The sequence below is a fragment of the Sulfurivirga caldicuralii genome (assembly GCF_900141795.1).
In the GTDB taxonomy this organism is placed as follows: domain Bacteria; phylum Pseudomonadota; class Gammaproteobacteria; order Thiomicrospirales; family Thiomicrospiraceae; genus Sulfurivirga; species Sulfurivirga caldicuralii.
In genome coordinates, this window is record NZ_FSRE01000001.1 from 61,300 (window position 1) to 81,808 (window position 20,509).

At 58.7% G+C, this 20,509-nt stretch carries 23 protein-coding genes; 10 read left to right on the plus strand and 13 right to left on the minus strand.

The window, feature by feature from the left end:
* Positions 1 to 4: 4 nt before the first annotated feature.
* The 3 genes from BUQ81_RS08895 to msrB form a co-directional block, all read right to left on the minus strand.
* Positions 5 to 226 carry a transposase gene (locus tag BUQ81_RS08895; RefSeq protein ID WP_074200410.1) on the minus strand — a complete coding sequence of 74 codons (222 nt, stop codon included), beginning with the start codon at positions 224 to 226 and terminating at the stop codon, positions 5 to 7.
* 470 nt (positions 227 to 696) lie between these two features.
* Complete coding sequence (locus BUQ81_RS00310; RefSeq protein ID WP_159432241.1) at positions 697 to 1,662, minus strand: GGDEF domain-containing protein; 966 nt, start codon at positions 1,660 to 1,662, stop codon at positions 697 to 699.
* Positions 1,663 to 2,131: 469 nt separating this feature from the next.
* A complete protein-coding gene (msrB, locus tag BUQ81_RS00315; protein ID WP_200770518.1) occupies positions 2,132 to 2,500 on the minus strand; it encodes a peptide-methionine (R)-S-oxide reductase MsrB in 369 nt (122 codons plus the stop codon).
* Here msrB and mnmD point away from each other — a divergent pair.
* Genes mnmD through BUQ81_RS00330 form a run of 3 tightly spaced genes read left to right on the plus strand, consistent with a single transcriptional unit; the run spans position 2,499 to position 5,551 of the window.
* Entirely contained in the window at positions 2,499 to 4,244 is a 1,746-nt protein-coding gene (gene mnmD / locus BUQ81_RS00320) for a tRNA (5-methylaminomethyl-2-thiouridine)(34)-methyltransferase MnmC2 (RefSeq protein ID WP_084188156.1), read from the plus strand. The genes msrB and mnmD overlap by 2 nt on opposite strands.
* 36 nt (positions 4,245 to 4,280) lie before the next feature.
* Positions 4,281 to 5,309: a hypothetical protein gene (locus BUQ81_RS00325; protein ID WP_143598433.1), complete on the plus strand. Its 1,029-nt coding sequence runs from the start codon at positions 4,281 to 4,283 to the stop codon at positions 5,307 to 5,309.
* Positions 5,306 to 5,551 carry a hypothetical protein gene (locus BUQ81_RS00330; protein WP_074200415.1) on the plus strand — a complete coding sequence of 82 codons (246 nt, stop codon included), beginning with the start codon at positions 5,306 to 5,308 and terminating at the stop codon, positions 5,549 to 5,551. Before BUQ81_RS00325 ends, BUQ81_RS00330 begins: the two co-directional genes overlap by 4 nt.
* 151 nt (positions 5,552 to 5,702) lie before the next feature.
* Here the strand turns inward: BUQ81_RS00330 and thiD are convergent, their stop codons facing one another.
* Entirely contained in the window at positions 5,703 to 6,461 is a 759-nt protein-coding gene (gene thiD / locus BUQ81_RS00335; RefSeq protein WP_074200416.1) for a bifunctional hydroxymethylpyrimidine kinase/phosphomethylpyrimidine kinase, read from the minus strand.
* Between the two features lie 39 nt (positions 6,462 to 6,500).
* Here thiD and BUQ81_RS00340 point away from each other — a divergent pair, with 39 nt between their 5' ends.
* The 4 genes from BUQ81_RS00340 to rmuC are packed head-to-tail and all read left to right on the plus strand — an operon-like array spanning position 6,501 to position 10,425.
* Positions 6,501 to 7,274, plus strand: a complete 774-nt coding sequence (locus tag BUQ81_RS00340) for a competence/damage-inducible protein A (RefSeq protein WP_074200417.1) — start codon at positions 6,501 to 6,503, stop codon at positions 7,272 to 7,274.
* Positions 7,261 to 8,433, plus strand: a complete 1,173-nt coding sequence (locus BUQ81_RS00345; protein WP_074200418.1) for a BaiN/RdsA family NAD(P)/FAD-dependent oxidoreductase — start codon at positions 7,261 to 7,263, stop codon at positions 8,431 to 8,433. The genes BUQ81_RS00340 and BUQ81_RS00345 overlap by 14 nt, the downstream gene beginning before the upstream one ends.
* An 18-nt stretch (positions 8,434 to 8,451) precedes the next feature.
* On the plus strand, positions 8,452 to 8,904 hold the full coding sequence (locus BUQ81_RS00350) for a hypothetical protein (protein ID WP_074200419.1): 453 nt from the start codon (positions 8,452 to 8,454) through the stop codon (positions 8,902 to 8,904).
* A 12-nt stretch (positions 8,905 to 8,916) separates the two neighbouring features.
* Entirely contained in the window at positions 8,917 to 10,425 is a 1,509-nt protein-coding gene (gene rmuC / locus BUQ81_RS00355) for a DNA recombination protein RmuC (protein WP_074200420.1), read from the plus strand.
* A 168-nt stretch (positions 10,426 to 10,593) separates the two neighbouring features.
* Here rmuC and BUQ81_RS00360 read toward each other — a convergent pair whose 3' ends face one another.
* Positions 10,594 to 11,496: a GGDEF domain-containing protein gene (locus BUQ81_RS00360; RefSeq protein WP_074200421.1), complete on the minus strand. Its 903-nt coding sequence runs from the start codon at positions 11,494 to 11,496 to the stop codon at positions 10,594 to 10,596.
* Positions 11,497 to 11,507: 11 nt separating this feature from the next.
* On the minus strand, positions 11,508 to 12,014 hold the full coding sequence (locus BUQ81_RS08965) for a protoglobin domain-containing protein (protein ID WP_084188157.1): 507 nt from the start codon (positions 12,012 to 12,014) through the stop codon (positions 11,508 to 11,510).
* Between the two features lie 123 nt (positions 12,015 to 12,137).
* Here BUQ81_RS08965 and BUQ81_RS00370 point away from each other — a divergent pair, with 123 nt between their 5' ends.
* Together BUQ81_RS00370 and gorA are read left to right on the plus strand one after the other, a co-directional pair.
* Positions 12,138 to 12,881 (plus strand): glutathione peroxidase, encoded by a 744-nt coding sequence (locus tag BUQ81_RS00370; protein ID WP_074200423.1) that lies wholly within the window; start codon positions 12,138 to 12,140, stop codon positions 12,879 to 12,881.
* Positions 12,882 to 13,027: 146 nt separating this feature from the next.
* Positions 13,028 to 14,377: a glutathione-disulfide reductase gene (gene gorA / locus BUQ81_RS00375; RefSeq protein ID WP_074200424.1), complete on the plus strand. Its 1,350-nt coding sequence runs from the start codon at positions 13,028 to 13,030 to the stop codon at positions 14,375 to 14,377.
* A 79-nt stretch (positions 14,378 to 14,456) separates the two neighbouring features.
* Here gorA and BUQ81_RS00380 read toward each other — a convergent pair whose 3' ends face one another.
* Complete coding sequence (locus BUQ81_RS00380; protein ID WP_074200425.1) at positions 14,457 to 15,386, minus strand: hypothetical protein; 930 nt, start codon at positions 15,384 to 15,386, stop codon at positions 14,457 to 14,459.
* A gap of 65 nt (positions 15,387 to 15,451) precedes the next feature.
* The gene (locus BUQ81_RS00385) at positions 15,452 to 15,661 is read right to left on the minus strand and encodes a DUF2905 domain-containing protein (RefSeq protein ID WP_074200426.1); all 210 of its coding nucleotides are present in this window, start codon (positions 15,659 to 15,661) and stop codon (positions 15,452 to 15,454) included.
* 76 nt (positions 15,662 to 15,737) lie between these two features.
* On the opposite strand from BUQ81_RS00385, the gene BUQ81_RS00390 reads away from it, so the two are divergent.
* Positions 15,738 to 16,445 carry an RNA polymerase sigma factor gene (locus BUQ81_RS00390; RefSeq protein ID WP_074200427.1) on the plus strand — a complete coding sequence of 236 codons (708 nt, stop codon included), beginning with the start codon at positions 15,738 to 15,740 and terminating at the stop codon, positions 16,443 to 16,445.
* 58 nt (positions 16,446 to 16,503) lie between these two features.
* Here BUQ81_RS00390 and BUQ81_RS00395 read toward each other — a convergent pair whose 3' ends face one another.
* Genes BUQ81_RS00395 through BUQ81_RS00415 form a run of 5 tightly spaced genes read right to left on the minus strand, consistent with a single transcriptional unit; the run spans position 16,504 to position 20,505 of the window.
* On the minus strand, positions 16,504 to 18,249 hold the full coding sequence (locus tag BUQ81_RS00395; protein ID WP_074200428.1) for a thioredoxin domain-containing protein: 1,746 nt from the start codon (positions 18,247 to 18,249) through the stop codon (positions 16,504 to 16,506).
* The gene (gene tatC / locus BUQ81_RS00400; RefSeq protein ID WP_074200429.1) at positions 18,218 to 19,441 is read right to left on the minus strand and encodes a twin-arginine translocase subunit TatC; all 1,224 of its coding nucleotides are present in this window, start codon (positions 19,439 to 19,441) and stop codon (positions 18,218 to 18,220) included. The genes BUQ81_RS00395 and tatC overlap by 32 nt, the downstream gene beginning before the upstream one ends.
* Positions 19,438 to 19,914 (minus strand): Sec-independent protein translocase protein TatB, encoded by a 477-nt coding sequence (tatB, locus tag BUQ81_RS00405; RefSeq protein ID WP_074200430.1) that lies wholly within the window; start codon positions 19,912 to 19,914, stop codon positions 19,438 to 19,440. Before tatB ends, tatC begins: the two co-directional genes overlap by 4 nt.
* A gap of 9 nt (positions 19,915 to 19,923) precedes the next feature.
* Positions 19,924 to 20,163 (minus strand): Sec-independent protein translocase subunit TatA, encoded by a 240-nt coding sequence (locus BUQ81_RS00410; protein ID WP_074200431.1) that lies wholly within the window; start codon positions 20,161 to 20,163, stop codon positions 19,924 to 19,926.
* 24 nt (positions 20,164 to 20,187) lie between these two features.
* The gene (locus tag BUQ81_RS00415) at positions 20,188 to 20,505 is read right to left on the minus strand and encodes a histidine triad nucleotide-binding protein (RefSeq protein ID WP_074200432.1); all 318 of its coding nucleotides are present in this window, start codon (positions 20,503 to 20,505) and stop codon (positions 20,188 to 20,190) included.
* Positions 20,506 to 20,509 lie beyond the last annotated feature (4 nt).

A 20,509-nucleotide genomic window follows, 5' to 3' on the forward strand; every position in this document is an offset into this window, starting at 1 on the left:
CGGGCTAGTTAGACTTGATCACTTGCTCCACCCATTCACATCCGCCTCTCTTGTCGCCCATGCGGATGCCGAGTACCTCGCGATAGCCTTCGGCATTAATGCCCGAGACCAGCAGGACCGCCTTGGTCACAACCCGCTGCTGTTCGCGCACCTTGATTCTTCGGCCTGAGCTTAAGCACTTGATTGAGTACGCTCCCCACCAGTTCTCCCAGTCCCTGTCTGTCACCTGTGAGCAGATTGGACAACAGGGTGTCGTTTACCGTAATCTTGTACTCGGCCATCGTGTTTTCTCCTTTCGGTTGGTTAATGTTTTGCAACATCAATCCTACGGTGAGGAGGCCACGGTGGCCAATTCAATTTACAGCACTATAGGGACTAACTCGCCAGCGGTCAGGGCGCGCATTGCTACGTTGCTGGGCGTGCCTGTTTCGGTTCAGTAAACCTCTGCGTCGGCTGGACAGGGCGGTTGTCGGCTAGGCGGCTTACACCGTGAGGGCACAGGGCGTGACGGTCCTCAGAAGGGGGCTTGCGACCGAGGGCTGGCATGGGGCGTGCAGCACCGATGTGTATTCGACCACATGGCGGATCTGCGGGGGGGATGCGGTGGCTGTTCGCTGATGCAGCGAGTCTGCGAAGGGTGTGAAGCTGGAAATTTTTGCGTGACGATTGAATGCGTTGCCCCACCGTTTTGATGGTTCAGGCTGCCGGGGTGGCGTAGACTTTGACGCGGTTGCGACCGGCCTGCTTGGCTCGATAAAGGGCGGTATCGGCCTTTTTGTAGAGGCCATCAAAGGATTCTTCAGGCTGCCATTGAGCGAGACCGGCGCTGAAGGTGATGGTAATGGATTGCTGTGTGTCCGGCTTGATGGTGTATTGTTCAAGTATTGTGCGCAGCTTTTCAGCCACTTCTAGAGCGGCTTGTAAATCCGTGTCCGGAAGCAGCAGAACAAACTCTTCCCCACCAAAACGGGCGAGCATATCCGTATCCCGGGTATGGTGTTGCATGATCTTTGCAGTGTGTCTGAGCACTTCGTCGCCGAAGTGATGCCCGTATCGGTCGTTGATCTGCTTGAAATGATCCAGATCGATAATGATCAGGCTGAGCGGGGTTTTATTACGTAGCGCCCGGCCGCGTTCACGTCGCCACAGCTGCATGAATGCGCGGCGGTTCAGGGTGCCGGTAAGGGGGTCCAGGCTGGATACGCGCTGCAGTTCACGCAGAGCGTTTTCCTCGCGCGTGATATCTTCCACCTGCCAGAAAATCCCCTTGACCTCGTTGTTTTCCAGCAGTGTCTGGGCGGAAACCACTACCCATTTTTCCTGGCCATTGATGCTGCGAATGGGAAGCTTGACCTTAAGCAGGTGTCCGGGGTGGGTGAGCAGATCGTAATAGGCTCTGAGCAGCGATTGGCGGGCAGTTTCGTCGGTAATCAGGCTGCTCAGCGGTGTTCCCATTCCGTCCAGAACTTCGGGGCGAATGCCCAGAATGGCTTCAAGCGCGGCATTGCTGCGTATGATGCGCCGCGCCTGGTCCTGCACCATCATGCCAATGGGCGAGTGGGTGAACACGGTTTCCAGCAGGGAATAGTTCTTTTCAAGGGCATCTTGTGTGTACGTTGCTGTCCTGAGCGTCTTAAGATGGTGACGATGGTAGAGGAGCAAGCTGATTATCAGGGCGAGAAGCAGGCAAAGCAGAAGCAGTAGGCCGGCCTGCGTGTCAACCGTGTTGGGGGGGGCTGCGGTGGCTGGCACTGAATGGTACACCAGAACACCACCAATCAGGCGATGCGGCTGAAGGAATACCGGAATGGGCCTTATGGTGCACCTGAAAGGCGAAACGTGTCGTCGCAAGCGCTCCATATGATGCTTCGTTGCCGGTAAAGGCCTCTTCTGCTCGCTATACTGGAGCCATGGCATCATCAGGGGCGGTGATTGCATTTGGCAGTCTTGCTGAAATGATTTAAAACCACATTATAGGCATGTGATCCCGTACTGCTAATTTTTTTGCATGATAGGCCATAACAGATTTTGATACGGGTCATCACCTGTTGTTATCTGTCTGTCCTGACATTCCTTTTTTATGGACTGTAATTCAAAAAGTCTGATTGGTTGTGGCATTTGCGGAGGTGCCTTAATCGGGATCCGCTGCGAACTGGAGGGCTGTTCCATTGATGCAATAGCGCAGTGCGGTAGGCGGCGGCCCATCGGGAAAGACATGCCCAAGATGCGCATCGCATTGGGCGCAGCGCACTTCGGTGCGGATCATGCCGTGACTGCGATCCTCCAGCGCTCGCACAGCGTCGGGATGTATTGGCGCGGTAAAGCTGGGCCAGCCACTGCCAGAGTCGAACTTGTCCGCACTGGCAAACAGCGGTGCGCCGCAGCAGACACATTGGTAGGTGCCGGGACGCTTTTCCTGCAGCAATGGGCTGGAAAAGGGCGGTTCGGTGCCGCATTCTATACAGATGTAATGTTGCTCAGGCGTCAGGGTCTTTTTCATGTCAACAGCTTCCTCTGAAAATCCAGGTTTGCAGGCCGCACGCATTCAGTGGCGTGAAGGCGGCACGCCAGAATCTGATGCGTTTGGCGATGTTTATTTTTCCCGTGATGGCGGCCTGGCAGAAAGTGAATACGTCTTTTTCAAGCATAATGGTCTGCCGGCGCGCTTTGCGCAAGCGCAGGATGCGTTTTTCATTGCTGAAACGGGCTTTGGCACCGGCCTTAATGCGTTGCTGACTTTTGAGCACTGGCAACGCACGGCACCGCCGCATGCAGTGCTGCATTTCATCTCTTTCGAAAAGTTTCCCCTGCGCAGAGCCGACCTGATCCGTGCTCATGCAGCCTGGCCTGAGCTGGCGGTCATGGCCCAGCAGCTGCAGGCGGGATATCCGCCGCTGACACCGGGCTGGCATCATGTACCCATCGCTGACAATATTTTGCTGTGGCTGTGGTTTGGCGATGTCCATGAGGGCTTGGCAGATCTCGAGGTGCCCGGTGGCGTGGATGCCTGGTATCTGGATGGGTTCGCGCCCAGCAAAAATCCGGACATGTGGACGGCGCCCTTATATGAGCAGATGGCGCGACTGAGCCATGCCGAAACCACGTTTGCTACCTTTACCGCGGCCGGTGTGGTGCGCCGTGGCCTTGAGGCGGCGGGTTTCGCGGTGGACAAGGTGCCGGGTTTCGGCCGCAAGCGCGAAATGATTTGCGGTCATTTCGCCGCAGGGGCACCACGTCAACGTTTGCAGAAACCCGAGCAGGTGCAGGTTGTAGGGGCAGGTCTTGCGGGCGCTGCGGCGGCGCGGGTGCTGGCGGACGCTGGGATGGCGGTGACGGTTTACGAAGCCGAAAGCCCTGGCGCGGGTGCCTCCGGCAACTGGGCAGGTGTGCTGCACCCGCTGGTAACGGCGGACTGGAGCCTGCGCAGTCAGTGGTATCAGCTGGCGCTGGAGCAGGCGCTGCCGCGCTGGCGCGACGCCATTGCTGCCGGTGTGGCCGGTCGGCTGTCCGGCTTGGATCAGCTTCTGGTTACCCCTGCCTGGCAGGTGCGCTTTGAAAAATTCGCGCACCGGTTTCCGGATCATGATTTGTTCCATGTTGTTGAAAAACCGTGTAAAACAGCTTTTAATGCAGTGCATTATCCACAAGGCGGCTGGCTTTCTCCGCCCAAGTTGGTACAGCATTTGCTTGACCATCCACGCATCGAGATGAAGCGTCAAAAAGCAGACGTTCATTCGAGAGGATTGGATAAAGCGATGACAATTTGGGCGACTGGTGTTGGAGAGAGCCCGCTTCGGTCAGCAATTCGGCCAGTTAAGGGACAGGTCAGTCGCTTGAGCGGCTCTATGCCAGCACTGCATGAGCCCCTGGTTCATCAGGGTTATAGCGTGCCGACCACGATGGGGTTGATTACCGGCGCAACGTTCGAAAAAACGGCGCTGGATCAAACCATCCCCACGCGGGAGGGACATGCGCATAACCGCCAGCTTCTGGCGCAGGCCTGTCCTGAGCTTGAACTGGGTGATACGCTGGAAGGACGTGTCAGTCTGCGGCCAACCACGCGAGATCATATGCCGATCATCGGTGTGGATGCTGCCCGGCAGCAGGCCTTTTCGCTGGGGCATGGCGCGCGTGGATTGATTTCGGTCTGGTATGCAGCTCATCAGCTGGCCACTCAACTGGGCGCCTGTCGTCGTCCTTGCTTTATCCGCATAGAACATCAAAGTCGCATCAGTCGCGTGTAAGCCACTACCGCGACAATATGCACAAGGGATAAAGCCATGGGCGGAAGAAAACGACTACATGGGGTGTTTGCCGTACTGGCCCTGTATTCATTGATCGGGTGTAGCTATTTTCCTGGCGATAAAAAAGCGCCATCTGCTCAGGCCGTGCAAGCGCAGGGGGGCGCATTTGAAGTGACGGTCAGCCAGACTTTGCCTGATGAGACACAGATGCCTCAGGCGCAGGCTGCTCTGGAAAAGCAGGCTGTGACGCAACTGCAGAAACATTTCCTCGAGGAAGTGATTCAAGCTGAGCAGGAACGTCTGCAGGCTCATCTTTCGCTATATGAAAAGCGTCTGCTGGGCAAAATGGCATGGCGGGCGGACGCAATCCCCCCGATCGAGCTTCCCACCTTTATGGCAAAAGTTACCTATAAAGAGGATACACTGAAGGTGACCAAAGAGGTGGATCGCGCTGCGCTGGCCAAAATACTGGCTGAGCGCATTGCCAAAATCGATCAGGTGCTGTTGGCGTACCGTTTCGTACCGGATTCGCAGCCTCGTCTGGTCCAGATTCAATACCTGTTGCCGGCTTATCCGCTACTGCTGGAGCGGCAGCTGTATGAGCGCGTGCTGCAGCGCCTGCCGATGGATTATGATCGGCGTGTGCAGGATATCTATGCCACTACACTGCTTGGCAAGTTGCAGACGTTGATGCGTAAGTTTACCATCGAGGTGCGTGCCAACCTGTCCAAGGATGCAACGGTAGAGACCGGGCTACGCACGTTGCTGGCAGAACAGGGCCTGAATCTGCAGGGGATGCCGGATGTGTTTGTGCTCTACGATGCGCAGCGACAGGTTACGGCATTTAACGGTGGGGTCGAAGTGACAGTTCAGGGGCGCATTAGTCTTGCTGATGCCAATGAAGTGCCATTTGCTCAATTCAATTATCACGTGCGCAAGCAGGGCACGACAGCGCAGACGGCTGAAACGAAAGCCATTCGTGCCATAACCGAGAAAACCTTGCACCATCTGGATAATCTGCTGTTGAAACGCTTCTACATTCTTCAAGGGGTCTATCAGAAATGAGCAAATGCATCTGGGCCGTGGTGCTGATTCTGCTTGGCATCGTGGCGTTTATGCTGTTTGACTGGTTTGACGCCCGAGAGCATGTCCACGACGCGCTGAGTGGCCTGCAGTATGCAGTGGACGTGCTCAGCGATTGGGGTGATCGCCTGCAGGAAGCGCTGGGGATGGCGCAGGATACCGGTGATGCAGCCAGAGAGGCTGTTGAAAAGGCACGCGCCACGGTCGAAAAGGTTTCAGACTGAAGCACCCTTTCATGGCGTCCCACCGCCCGCTCTGAAGCGCACCGCGCACCACATCTGCCCTAGTTATATGTCGTAACGTGCGCTCCGGACATGGGGCGTCTCGGTCGTAGGGCGGACACAGCATTCACACCGATTAGCCCGGCACAGGCTTTCAAAGATGACGAATGGGGCCGCGCCCGTGGCCAATTTGCCATGTGCTGGCTGCCAGTCGTTGTTGCATCCACGCAATCGCTTCCGCCACGGCCGCTTCCAGCGGCTTTTTTTGTGCCAGCAGGGTGGCGATGGCGCTGCTGAGGGTGCAACCGGTACCATGGGTATTGGGTGTATCGACGCGAGGATGGGTGAAAGTCTGCTGCCAACCCTCGGGCATGAGCAGTTCATCTGTAAGGGTGCCGCCCGCCAGATCACCGCCGGTGCGCAGCACGGCACAGCCCAGCGCAGTGGGTAGGTCTTGCGGTTCGCAATCCAGCGCCTGCGCCAGCTGTTCGGCCTCGGCATGGTTGGGCGTTATCAGCGTGGCGCGGCGCAGCAGGGGCAATAGTGTGGACAGCGGGTCGTGATAGAGCGGATGGCCGCTACTGCTGGCGATGACCGGGTCCAGCACCAGCGGCCCCTGCCAGTCCTTCAGTGCTGCGGTGATGGCGTCCGTCACGGCTGCACTCCCCAGCATGCCGATCTTCACGGCGGCAGGCGGCGTATCTTCCATTAAAGCAGCGATCTGCGCGGTAATGAGTTCGGGCGGCTCCATGCGGGTTGCGCGCACGTGGCAGGTGTTCTGTACCGTCTGCGCGGTGATCACGCCGGTGCCATAGCCGCCGAGCGCATGGATGGTCTTGATGTCGGCCAGCAGGCCGGCACCGCCGCTGGGATCAAAACCGGCCAGGGTGAGAATGACGGGTGATGTGTTCATGGTGCGTATAATGCCAGAAGACCCGCAGAGACACGAAATATGCACAAGCCCAATCGCAAAATCGGTTTGATCATTATCGGCGATGAAATCCTTTCCGGACGGCGGCAGGACCGTCACCTGGCCAATCTGGCCACCCTGCTCAAGCCACGCGGCCTCAAGGTGGACTGGGTGCGCATCGTGGGCGATGACCCGGCGCTGTTGACCGAAACCCTGCAGGAGACCTTTCAGCGTCCGGATATCGTCTTCTGCCATGGCGGTATCGGCGCAACGCCCGATGATCGCACACGCCAGTGCGCGGCCCGCGCCCTCGGTGTGCCGCTGGTGCGTCATCCCGGTGCCGTGGCGGAGATCGAGGCGCAGTTCGGCGAGGAAGCCTATCCGCATCGAGTTGAGATGGCGGATCTGCCCGAAGGCGCCGAGCTGATTCCCAATCCCTTCAACCGCGTGCCCGGCTTCAGTCTGCTGAACCTGCCGGGCGGCGGCCATCATCACTTCATGCCCGGATTCCCGCAGATGGCGCAGCCCATGACCGCCTGGCTGCTGGATCACTACTATGCCGATCTCACTCAGCCGGTGCAGGTGGAAAGGGTGGTGCGGCTGCTGGATACGTCCGAATCGGAGTGGCTGGATTTCATGCGTGCGTTCGAGCAGCGTCATCCTGAGCTGCGCCTGTTTTCGCTGCCACGCATCGAAGCCGATGGGCGCCGCAGCATCGAGCTGGGTGTGGAAGGCCTGCCGGCGGCAGCGGAGACGGGATTGCGCGAGATCATCGCCGAGGCTGTGCGTCGCGGCATTGCCCATGAATCAGTGTGATGTCGCCATCATCGGCGCCGGTGCCGCCGGGTTGATGTGTGCGGCCACGGCCGGTTATCGGGGGCGGCGGGTGCGTGTGCTGGATCATGCGCCCAAGCCGGCGGCAAAGATTCGCATTTCCGGGGGCGGCAAGTGCAACTTCACCAATATTGCGGTGTCCGCCGAAAACTATTACAGCGCCAATCCGCACTTTCCGGTCTCGGCGCTGAAGCGCTACACCAATGAGGACTTTATCGCCCTGGTGGAGCGCCACGGCATCGAATACGACCGGCGCGACCACGGGCGCCTCTACTGCCGTCATCACGCCAGCGACATCACGCGCATGTTGCTGACCGAATGCGATTGGGCCGGTGTCACCCTTCAGATGAATGCGGCGGTGCAGGGTATTGAGGCGGTGGGGGGCGGTTTCGTGCTGCAGACGTCCGCAGGCCCATTGCAGTGTGAATCGCTGGTGATCGCAACCGGCGGCCTGGCCTACCCGAAACTGCGCGCTAGCGATTTCGGCCTGCGCATCGCCCGCCAGTTCGACCTGCCGGTGGTGCCGCCGCGTCCGGCACTGGTGCCGCTGGAAATGGATGCACGTTGGCAGAAGCGCTATGGCGTCCTCAGTGGCGTGAGCTTCGATGCCTGTGTGTCTTGCCGCGAGGCAAGCTTTTGTGAGCCGGTGCTGATCACGCCAAAGGGACTGAGCGGCCCGGCCATTCTGCAGATTTCTGCGATGTGGCGGGAAGGGGAACCGATCACGCTGAATCTGTTTGCGGGGGAAGCGCTGGAGGCGGCTCTGCTCGAGCTCAAGCGCAGTGGGCGCAGCCTGCACGCTTGGCTGAAGCGGGGGCTGCCGCGGCGTTTTGCACAGGTGTGGATCGCACACCTGCAGTGGCCCGATCGGCTGGATGCGCTGACCGATGCCGCAGTCCGACAGCTGGCGTCGCAGCTGCAGGCATGGACGCTGTACCCGCAGCGGACCGCCGGCTATGGTAAGGCCGAAGTCTCACTGGGCGGCGTGGACACCGCCGCCCTCTCCAGCAAGACAATGATGGCGCAGGCGGTGCCCGGGTTGTTTTTTATCGGTGAAGTGGTGGATGTGACCGGACAGCTGGGCGGCTACAACTTTCAGTGGGCCTGGAGCAGCGGCTATGCTGCAGGCACGTTTGCATGACACGACAGGACGGACATCATGAGCAATCTTCTTAATTTTGACCCCGCCAACCGTGACGCCTTTGCCACCATGGTAGGCACACTGGTGCAGCGGCATGGGCAGTCGCCGCGGGATATCTTTATCCATGCGCTGGAAAGTCAGACCGAGCCCGAGGTGAACTACTGGACGATTCTCGAATTGGTACAGAATCACTTTGTCAGCCCCACCGAAGCGGTAGGCGAGGACGCCGAGGGCGAGCCGGTCAAGCCGCTGCATGCCGCCGTGCTGATGCAGAACCCCGGCGCGCTGGCCGCACTGTTGGAGCTCAAGGCCTACGAGGGCAGTGTCACCGATCGCGACTATCAGCTGGCGGCGCGCATGGCCAGTCAGCACGAGGATCAGGCGCTGCTGGCGATCCTGATGAAACACGCCGAAAACCAGGGCGCGCTGGAGCCGTTCATGCGCGCACTGCAGAATGCGCCACTGCATTGAGGAGAGCAAGCCATGCCGGAACTGATTGCACTTGTCGCCATTGTCATCGTTATGGCTGCCGTGGTCGGCCTGTCGCTGTGGCGCTTTGAAAAACGCCGTGCGGATACCCTGGCGGCACGCCTGGCCGAGGCGGAACCTGCGCTGCAGCATACCCGCGATGAGCTGATCGAAACCCGCAGTCACCTCGACCATGCCCGCGAAGAGTCCGCACGGCTACAGAGGGAAATCGAGGACCTGCGCGCCCAGCTCGCCAGTGCCAATGGTCGTCTGCAGCAGCAGGCCGCCCTGCAAGGGCGCATGGAAGGACTGGAGCAGACGCTGGTACAGACGCGCACGCAGCTACAGACGCTCGAGCAGGACAAGGCAGCGTTGCAGCGGGAGTTGAATGCCCTGTCCGCGCAGCGGGCCGAGCTGGAAACCCGACTCGAGGAACAGACGCGTCAGCATGCCGAGCAGATTCGTCTGCTGGAGGATGCCAAGAAGCAGCTTGCCAGCGAATTCGAGAACCTCTCCAATCGCCTGTTCGAACAGAAGCAGCAGCAGTTTTCCACCACCAGCAGGCAGCAGCTGGAAGCGGTGATGCAACCGTGGCGCGAGCAGCTGGAGCAGTTTCGCAAGCGCCTGGACGAGATGCATACGCAGCAGCACAGCAGCCTCGGTAAGCTCAAGGGTGAGTTGAATACGCTCAAGGCGCTCAATGAGTCCCTGTCAAAGGAAGCACAGACGCTCAGTGAGGCGCTGCGGGGCGAGAGCAAGACCCAGGGCAACTGGGGCGAGCTGCAGCTGGAGCGACTGCTGCAGGCGGCGGGGTTGCGCGAAGGCGAAGAGTATGTGCGCGAGGCCAGCTTCAGCACCGAGACGGGGCGCCAGCGACCGGACGTGCTCATCAATCTGCCGGACGGCAAGCATATTGTGGTGGATGCCAAGGTGTCGCTTACGGCCTACACCCGTGCGCTGGAGGCGGATGACGAAGCGGCGCGCAAGGCGGCGATCAAGGCCCATGTGGACAGCGTGAAAAAGCACGTGGATGAGCTGGGTGGCAAGCAGTATCACCTGATCGACGAGCTGAATGCGCCCGAGTTTACGCTGATGTTCATGCCCATCGAGGGTGCCTATGTCATGGCGCTGGAAGCCGATCCGCACCTGCAGGAGTACGCCTATCGGCAGAATGTTGCCATCGTTACCGCTCCCACGCTGCTGGTGACGCTGAAAACGGTGGGGCACCTGTGGAAGCTGGCGCATCAGGATCGGCGCATGCTGGAGCTGATGGACGAGGCGGGCAAGTTGCACGACAAGTTTGTGGACTTCATCAAGGATTTCGACGCCATCCGGCAGCGGCTGGATCAGGCGCAGAAGGCGTGGCAGGCGGCGGACACAAAACTGCAGAGCGGCACGGGGCATATCGTACGGCGCATCGAGAAGATCGGCGCGCTTTCGGCGCGGGTGCGCAAGCAGTTGCCGGAAAGCCGCAGTTCACTGGCTCAGTCTGAAGCGTCGGCTGGGGAGTTGTCATCCGAGTAGGGCTTGATTGTCAGAGTATCAGGTCCAGTCGGATAATATTCAATTCAAGGGGTGCCGCTACGCGGGAGCCCCTTGCGGTGATCCCCGTGCCGTTTCACTTGGCTTGTTGTGTACAACGGCGCTTTCAGACAGGCCGTCGCGTTCACGGGCCAAGTCGCGGGTGGTCTTTCAGATCAGTTCGCCAGTGTAGCAGACCACACGGTTGCGGCCGGCTTTCTTGGCGCGATACAGCGCAGCATCGGCCTGCTTGAGCAGGTGGCTGTAGTCGGGATGCGGGTGTCGGCTGTACTGGCTGATCCCAATGGAAATGGTCACCTGCAGATCGGGAGTATCCGCGTTCTGGTGCACCCTTTCGCTGACGGCCAGGCGCAGTTTTTCGCCGATGGGCGTGGGGTCGGTGCCCCTCGTGATGGGCTGGACCACCAGAATTTCTTCACCGCCATAGCGAAATGCCAGATCTGTCACGCGCAGGTTCTGACGAATGATCTGGGCGACTTCCTTCAGCACCGCATCGCCGACGGTGTGTCCATAGGTGTCGTTGATCTGCTTGAAGTGGTCCACATCGATCATCAGCAGGGCGTAGTCACCGCCATGGGTGCGCACCTGACGGTGTTCGCGACGTAATATGCCATCTAGCAGGCGCCGACTGAGCAGGTGTGTGAGCGGATCGCGGTTGTTGCTGTCTTCGGAGACTTCTTCCGAAAGCAGTTGCAACGCATGGCTGAGACGCTTGATCAAGGTCTTAAGGGTGCCTCGCCACTGCGCCTGAATTCCCTCTGCGCAAGTCTGACGAAACAGTTCCAACTCATTGAACACCTTTTCAATCGCTGCGGTGGAGCGGAAACCGTCGCCCAGTTGGGCTAGCCGGTGCTCTATCCACAGCCAGAATTTGGCTTCATTCAGGTGGCGTATCTCATGGCAGGCAGAGGGCTCGTCGCTGCTGGCCAATACATCGATCAGCCAGTTCTGCAGGTTTGAGTTGACGTTCAGAATTTCAAGCGCCAGATCGGACGAGGCATAGGTGGTGGCGAACAGACGTGTTTCCCGTTCAAGCTCGTTTTCAAACTGCATGTAGGCTTCATTTATGAGGTACGTGGCATAGTCCAGTACCTCGTTGATGGATAAAGCTGAATATGCGCATCATTGTGCGCCGCGTCCGCCGCGTCATCGAAGAGTATTTCGATAAAGGCGCGCTTTTGCAGGCGCACTCCCAGTGTCATCAGTTGCAGGGGCAGCTCGATGCGGGCATGCACCTGGCCGATATGGGCCTGGCGTGCTTCAAAGGCGTCCTTTTCATCTACTGTATGCGGGGCCAAGGTTTCGATGATCCATTGCTTTTGTGCCTGCATGAGACGTTGCTGCACAACCTCTTCGTTGAGGAAGGTGTGCGCATGGTCGTGGTTCAGCAAGACTTCATAAAACCGCTTGGCCACATGGTCGGCAGCTTGCGCAATCAGATCGCTGTGAGCGGCCAGCAGCGCATTGGTTTCATCGGTGAAAATGTCCTGAAAATCGATTATGTGCGTAGGCCAGGTGAAGGGTGTATGGTTAATGATACAAAAAGTTGGCAGCGTTTTCAGCTTAATGATAGTTAGAGCCTAACAATAATTAATTATCAATTGCTATTGACAATCATGCATCTCAAGGCTATCATCTCTTACACAATGATTGGCAATCATTACAACTTAAACTGATCCAAAAGGAGGCTGACAGTGGCATTGGAAAATCGTGAAGGTCAACGCGTCCCCAATGTGGTGTTGCGCGTGCGCAAGGGCAATGAGTGGGTGAATGTATCCACGGATGATCTGTTCAAGGGCAAGACGGTGGTCGCGTTTGCGCTGCCCGGGGCGTTTACCCCCACCTGCTCCTCATCCCACCTGCCGCGTTATAACGAGCTGGCACCGGTGTTCAAGCAGCACGGCGTGGACGACATTCTCTGCATCAGCGTCAACGACACCTTTGTAATGAACGCCTGGGCAGAAGATCAGGAAGCGGAAAACATCACCATGGTGCCGGACGGCAACGGCGAGTTCACTGACGGCATGGGCATGCTAGTGGACAAGTCCGATCTGGGCTTCGGTATGCGCAGCTGGCGCTATTCCATGCTGGTGAAGGACGGCGTGATCGAAAAGATGTTCATCGAACCCGATTTGCCGGGTGACCCGTTTGAAGTTTCCGACGCCGACACCATGCTGGACTATATCGCCCCGGGGGCCGAACGACCCAAGGCGGCGACGCTGTTTACCAAGCCTGGCTGCCCATTCTGTGCCAAGGCCAAGCAGATGCTGGAAGCCGCCGGCATTGCATACGAAGAGATCGAAGTGAGCAAAAAAGGCGTCAGCTCCCGTGCGCTGCGGGCGGCCACTGGGCGCGACACCGTGCCACAGGTGTTTATCGAAGGCGCGCACATTGGCGGCTCCGACGATCTGGAAAAGTGGCTGCACACCCATAAATAAGCCTTGAACGGGCTGTTTCAGTTATAGGGGGCAATCCGGCGGCGCGGCGAAAAAATGGCCGCGTGAAAAAGTCGGGGACCCCCTTGCATGCGCCCCGGTTTCGGGGCGTTTTGCTTTACAATCTGAAAAAAAACGGGAGAGAGAACATGGCCTACGATTACGACATGATTGCCATCGGCGCAGGCTCCGGCGGCCTGTCAGCGGTGGAAAAGGCAGCAGAATTCGGCAGGAAGGCCGCGGTGGTGGAAGCGAAGCATCTGGGCGGCACCTGTGTCAACGTGGGCTGTGTGCCCAAGAAAGTGATGTGGTTTGGTGCCAATATCGCCAGTGCCATCCATGATGCCCCCGATTTCGGCTTCGACGTGGCGCTGAAGGGCTTCGACTGGGCCACCCTAGTGGACAAGCGCCAGCAGTACATTAAAAACATCAACGAATGGTACGCCGGCTACCTAAAGGATTTGGGCGTAGACGTGCTGCAGGGCTGGGGCCGGCTGGTGGACGAACATACCGTCGAGGTGGATGGCAAGCGCTACACGGCAGAAACCATCGTTCTGGCACCGGGTGCCGAGCCCATTGTGCCGCCGGTGGAAGGCGCCGATCTGGGCATTACCTCGGATGGCTTTTTCCAGTTGCGCGAGCAGCCGAAGAATGTGGCGATCATCGGCGCCGGCTATATCGGCGTGGAGCTGGCGGGTGTGTTCCGATCACTGGGCACCGAGGTGACGCTCATCGACATCATGCCGGAGCCGGTGCCGCTGTTTGACAGTCTGCTCAAGGAACAGGTCAAGACCAACCTGATCGATCAGGGCGTTCAGCTGGAGATGCCCTTCAAGGTGCAAAAGCTGGAACAGGCCAGCGACGGCACGCTGAGCGTGGTGGGCGAGGGCAAGACCTTGTCCGGCTTCGACAAGGTGATTTGGTCCGTGGGGCGCCGCCCGCTGACGCGCAACCTGGGGCTGGATGCCGTGGGCATCGAAACCGATCCGCGCGGTTATATTCCCGTGGACGAATGGCAGCATACCGGCGTGGCGAATATCTACGCCATCGGGGATGCGGTGCAGGGCTTCCCGCAGTTGACCCCTGTGGCCATCCGTGCAGGGCGCTATCTGTCGCGCCGTCTCTATAACAACGAGCCGGAGCTGAAGTTGGATCTTACCTATGTGCCGACCGTGGTGTTTGCCCATCCGCCGGTGGGCACCGTGGGGCTGACGGAAGAAAAGGCGCGCGAGCAGTATGGCGATGCGGTCAAGATTTACCAGAGCGTATTTACGCCCATGCGCTTCGCGTTTACGCGCCATCAGCCCAAGACGGCACTGAAGCTGGTGTGCGTAGGGGAGGACGAGAAAGTGGTGGGCATCCACATTGCCGGTGATGCCGTGGACGAAATGCTGCAGGGCTTTGCCGTGGCCGTGCAGATGGGCGCCACCAAGGCCGACCTGGATGCCACCATCGCCATCCACCCCACGTCGTCAGAAGAGCTGGTCACCATGCGCTGACCACCTTGATGTGCCAATAACGAAAACGCCCGCAATCGCGGGTGTTTTTGTTTGTAGATTTCTCTGAGGCGGCAAGCAGTCAGGGGCGAAAAATCCACCAGTCAACCAGACGGGTCAGCAGCCGACGAAAGAAATTATAGCTGTGGGTATATTCACTCCCGGCATAGATGGTATCGCCTTTTTTCTGCGTCAGCAGCTTGAAGGCTTCGGGGGTCAGTTCCGTTTCGGGGGATACATGGCTTCGCGCGGCCTGAGCTTCTTCATCCATGACTTCGCGGATGGCCATCTGGAAGCTCAGGCTTTCGCGGCTGAGCATATCCAGGAATTCCTGCATGTCGGGGTTGTGATCCTGCTGTGTTTTCTTGAGCCAGGCGCGGGCTTTTTCTTTCAAGTGTTCATAATCGTCTTCCGTGTTGAAAAGTTCCTCCACTTCTTGAAGGAGTTGGCTTTTTTGCTGGGCTTCTTCCGGCGTAAGGATGATCTGGACCACTTGATCGGCATGGGCCCACAGGTCGCGCAAACGCTCCATGGCTTCCTGAAGGGTCTGCGGTTCTGGCGGAATGCCATGGCGCTTGAAGAGCTGCGCTTCGAGATAGGGCAGGGCGACGGGGATTTCGCGAAGCTCCAGCTCGGTCAGAATATCGCCGATAGTGAACTCCAGTGTGACGGCTTCTCCTCGCTCGGCCATTTTCTCCAGTTCGTCAACCAACTGCTGGCGTCGTTCCAGACGCCGCTTTTCCATGTCAAAGAGTTCGTCATTGAAATCCAGCTGAAACTCATCCACCCACATCACGATCAGAGGCACCACCTGACGTAGCCCCAGCTCAGGTGTGTTGAGCATCTCTTGCAGCTCTTTTTCCATCGTGGGCTGACTGACGGGGTTTTCAACTGGTTTGCCGGTGTCAGGATCCAGATCGCCATATTGTTGAATGAATTTTTTGGCGATAGTTTCGATAATGCCTCGGTCAAGGTCACGGAGATTATTGAGCTCAGCTCTGTCACGTTGCATGGGAGACTCTCTGAATGATGATTTGTAATGATAGCAATTAACGGCTAATTAAATGTTGGTAACCCCTAGCGACGCAAAAAAATATTCAAAATCAGCGAGAGCACAATACTGACCACGATCATGGAGGTGATGGGGATGAAGATGCGCGTGTGCTCGGTCTGAATGTCGATATCGCCGGGCAGGCGGCCGAACCAGCTCAGCAGCTGAGGTGCCCATTGCAACAGGATGCCAATGGCCAGCAGAAACAGGCCGAGCATGATAAACAGCTTTCCCATGGATTTTTCCTTGAAGGCGGCGAATACGGCCTTATCATACTTACAGACGAGATGAAATTAACAGGAGGTTTCACGCATGATCAATACCCTGGCGCAACATCGGCAGAACGAGGACCGCGAGGGGTTTTTTGCCGTATTGAACGAATTTCTGCCCAAGCTCAAGAAGTATGTAGCCAATCGCCTGCGCACGGCGGTGCGCAAGGGTTGGGTGCCGCGCGGCATGTATGACCCCATGGACATTGTGGATGAAGTCTATCTGGAAGTTTACGAGCAGTTTGACGACAGCGTGACACCGGAAAAGCTGCGCGTGCTGATTTTCCGCCTTGCAGATCAGAAGCTGGAGGCGATTATCGAACACGAGCGTGCGCACATGAAGGATCTTTCCATTGAAGCGCTGGCCGCGAAAGAGCTGAAGGAACTGGAAGAGCACATCACCGCCGATGCGGAAGGTGAAGTGGTGTTTGTGGAGGATCTGGATGACATTTCCTACCACCAGGACGACTACAAGCCCAAGGTTTATCTACTGGACGAAGGCTTCGAAGAAGAGCTGGTGGAGGTGCTGGATCTGCCACGGGAAATTCTGGGCGATCGCGAAAAGCGTCAGATTCTGGCGCAGACTTACCAGAACCTGCCGACGCTCAGCCGCATCATTCTCGACCTGCGCACCCGCGGCGGTCTGGTGATCAAGGAGATCGCCGAGGTGCGCGGTATGGCGGTGGATGATGTGGAAAAGGTGATGGCGGCCATCAAGGACCGTTTCCACCGTGCCCTTGGCCTGAAATAAGCCAAAATTCTTTTTCACCGCCCCAAAGCCCGCCTGTGCGGGCTTTTTCATTATGGGGTTATGGCAGCGTGTTATAACGCAGGTAGCTGTGGCTCTGCAAGGGCCCCTGCCGCAGGCGTGTCTGCACGGCAGCCACGTGCCTGGGGTAGGGGAGGTCTGCGATGGCGGTCAGGCTTGGCAGAGCGCTATCGGCCAGCCACTTGAGGCCACTTTGTCCCGGCAGCAGCGGTGCGGCGGAAAATTTCCAGCCGGAAGAGGTGAGAAAGTTGCGTGCCGTGCGTTGGCGCAGTGGGGCGGTGTCTTTCCCGAGCGTTTCGCCGGCCGCCACCGTCAGGGCATAATCCTGCAGGGTCGCCTGTCCCATGGGGCTGCCATCGTCATTGAGCGCGCGGGGTGGTTGTAGCGTACGCAGTTGCCGGCTCAGTTTGTTGTAGAGTGCGACAGCGCGTGTGCGCCACTGCGGGTCGCCGGTGGCGTCCGTAGCGGCTGCCAGCGCGTCCACCATCAGGGCATTCCAGGCGAGCACCTGTTTGCTGTCGCGGGCGGGTTGCGTGCTGTGTTCGGCCAGAATGCGGCGAATGGCAGGCCAGGCATTGCCTTCAAACGGGGCGGGCAGCCACTTGCCGTCCCACGGCCCGCTGCCGTCCAGCCCCCATGCGTCTGCGGCGGCGCGATACAGTTCGGGCGGCAACAGTTTTTTCAGGGTGGCGGCGTCCCACAGGTAGTTGCCGCCTTCGTGGTGGTGAGCGTCGGTGGCAGAGAGGCTGCCGAAGTAGAGCCCGGTTTTCGGGTTGTAAAGATGCCTGTCGAGGAAGCGTAGTGTCTCCAGCCCGACCGTTATCCAGTCGGGGCGGTTGAAACGCTTGCCGGCGCGCAGATAGAGTGTGGCCAGCTGTGCATTGTCATACAGCATTTTTTCGTAATGGGGCGTGTGCCAGTCCGGATCGACGGTATAGCGGAAAAAGCCGCCATTGACATGATCACGCAGATGCTGGCTCGCCATGGCATCCAGAGAGAGGATAAACCACTCCTTGATGTGATCCGGCCACTGCGTGAGTGTGAGCAGGGAAAGATACAGCGGTGTCTGCGGGAATTTCTGCTGTCCCTTGAGGCCGCCGCCAAAGTCATCCATGGCGCCCTCCAGCGTGGCAAAGAGCAGCTGCGCCAGCTGGGTATGGGTCAGTTTCAGCAAAGGTGGGGGATCAGGATAGGGCTCCGGTTGGGGCAGGGCCTTGCGTGCTGCTGTGCGAATTGTGTCCGGGTCCGTGCGCCACAGGCGTGCGGCCCGCTCGATTATGGCGATAAACCGCGCCTTCGGCTGATACATGAAGGCGTAGAAGGGATAGCCTTCCGGCGTCAGCAGCACATGGATCGGCCAGCCGGCGCGGCCGGTGGTGCGCTGGGAAAAGTCGATGAGATAGTGATCCAGTCCGGGCGAGAGCTCGCGGTCAATCTTCACGGGAATGGTGTCTGCATTGAGGATGGTCGCCGCATCGGCGTGATGATAGACGTCTTCTTGCATGCGGTGGCACCAGTAGCAAGAGAAGTAACCGCTGGAAATGAAGATGAGCCTGTTTTCCCGCTGCGCCTCCTTTAGCACCTCCGCAGACCACGGGCGCCAGTCCACCGGGTCACTGCCGTGCATGGCCAGATAGGGCGACGGGTTGTGCTTGAGGGCGTTGGCGAGGCTGTTGAGGCTGACAAGGCTCAGCAGGAGGACAAGCAGAAGGGGGGTCCCCGACTTTTTTACGGGGCGATTTTTCAGGCCCTGATCAATCGCTGGTTTTATGCAGTGGTTTGCCATCTTCAGCCCCCTTTTCGATCCCATTATCTTGATTATGGGTCGTTTCGGGGGCGGAATCCATTTCATTTTCCATGGCGGCTTCATCTTCGGTGGCCGCATCCTCCATGCCCTGATTCAGCGCCGCCATCTCCTGTTCGATGCGGTCGAATTCGGCGTCCCAGTCGAAGTCGTCATCCTCGTTCTCATCCTCGGCCACATTGCCGCCTTCCAGTTCCTGGTCCTCGGCCGGTTCCGGTTCCATCGGATTGCCGTCGTCATCAAAGTGCAGGCCAGGTTCGGGTGCCGCCTGTACGGCCAGTGCACCGGTTCCGGCTGTTGCAGCGGCCGTGGCCGCAGAGGAGCCACCGGAGGGTGCGTCCGGTGCAGAAGGCTTCGGACCTGATGGGGGCGTGTCATCGCCAGGCGGCGGAGTGTCGGTGTCGTCCGGCCCGCCTTCGCCTTCGTCCTCATCCTTGCGGTTGCGGATGATCAGTGCGCCGATCCATACGCCCAGTTCGTACAGCAGCCACATGGGCACGGCCAGCAGGGTCTGGGAGATGATGTCCGGCGGGGTGAGCAGCATGCCGATCACAAAGGCTGCCACGATAATGTAGGGGCGAATGTGGCTCAGCTTTTGTGGCGTGGTCATGCCGGTGAGAATGAGCAGTACCGTGGCGATGGGGACTTCAAAGGCTACGCCAAAGGCGAAGAACATCTTGATGACAAAGTCCAGATAGAGACTGATGTCTGTGGCGATGGTGACGCCTTCGGGGCCGGTGCTGGTGAGGAACTGGAACACCAGCGGGAAGACCACGTAGTAGGCGAACAGACCGCCGGCATAGAACAAAAAAACGCTGGAAAAGAGCAGCGGGCCGACCAGCTTTTTCTCGTGTTCATACAGCCCGGGGGCGATAAAGGCCCACAGCTGATACAGAATCACAGGCATGGCCAGATAGATGGCCAGCACCAGGCTGAGCTTGAACGGGGTCAGGAACGGTGAGGCCACCCCGGTGGCGATCATGCTGGTGCCCTGCGGCAGGTAGCGCATGAGCGGCTCAGCAATGATTAGATACAGGTCGTTGGCGAAGGGGAACAGCACCAGAAATAGCACGATGACGGCCAGCACGGCCTTGGTCAGTCGGTCGCGCAGCTCGAGCAGATGCTCGACGAGGGTCATCTCCTTGTCGGTGGGAGGCAGGGGGCTGTCGCTCATGAGGAGGTGCTGTGTTCCACAGGTTGGACGCTGGGTTTCTCGGCGGTCTTGGGCTCAGGCCTGTCCGGTGTCTCCGCTGCCTTTTTCGGCGCAGCGGCGGCTGTCGGATCCTGCTTGTCGATATGCAGCGGCGGCGGTTCGCTACCCCCGAAGGTGGGGCGCTGCAGCTTGTCCAGGTCCAGTTCGTCGGCCAGGTCGTTCTGTGCTTCGCGCAGATTGCCGTAGAGGTCGTGTTGCAGGTCCTGTTCGATCTCGCGCAGCTGGGCGGTTTCTTCGCGCAGATCCAGTTCGCGGCGCAGTTCGGCAACGGTTTCCTTCAATTCGCTCTCTTCCTGAACGGAGCGGATGAAGTTGCGCGTCTTGGCGACGAAGCGACCGATCTGGCGGGCGACTTCGGGCATGCGCTCGGGTCCGATCACCAGCAGGGCGATGATCAGAACCAGCAGAATCTCGAGGCCGCCAATGTCGAACATGTGAGTCGCTTAAGCCTTGGGAGCGCTGTCGTCTTGCTTCTGTTCAGGCTTGACGTCGTACACCTTGCCGTCGGCCTTTTCCAGCTTGGCGGCGTTTTCTTCCGCCTTGGCGTCTTCATCCTTGATGGACTGCTTGAAGCCCTTGATGGCGGCGCCCAGGTCAGAGCCCACGGAGCGCAGGCGCTTGGCGCCGAACAGAACCAGCACGATGGCCAGGATGATAAGCAGTTGCCAGATACTAATGCCCATGTAGAGAACTCCTTTTGTTTCGAATCAGTTGCCCATTAGGTGGATGTGAAGGTGAAAGACTTCCTGTCCGCCGCTCTTGCCGGTGTTGATCAGGGTCTTGAAGCCGTCGAGATTGTGCGCCTGCGCCAGTTGCGGCAGCAGCAGCATCATGTGGCCCATCAGATCCTTGTCTTCCGGTGTGAGATCGAACAGGGTGGGGATCTTTTTCTTGGGGATCACCAGCAGGTGCACCCGTGCCTTGGGGTTGATGTCCTTGATGACAATGCACTTGTCATCTTCATAGACGATATCGGCCGGGATTTCACGGTCGATGATCTTTTCAAATACGGTTTTTTCTTCCATAGCC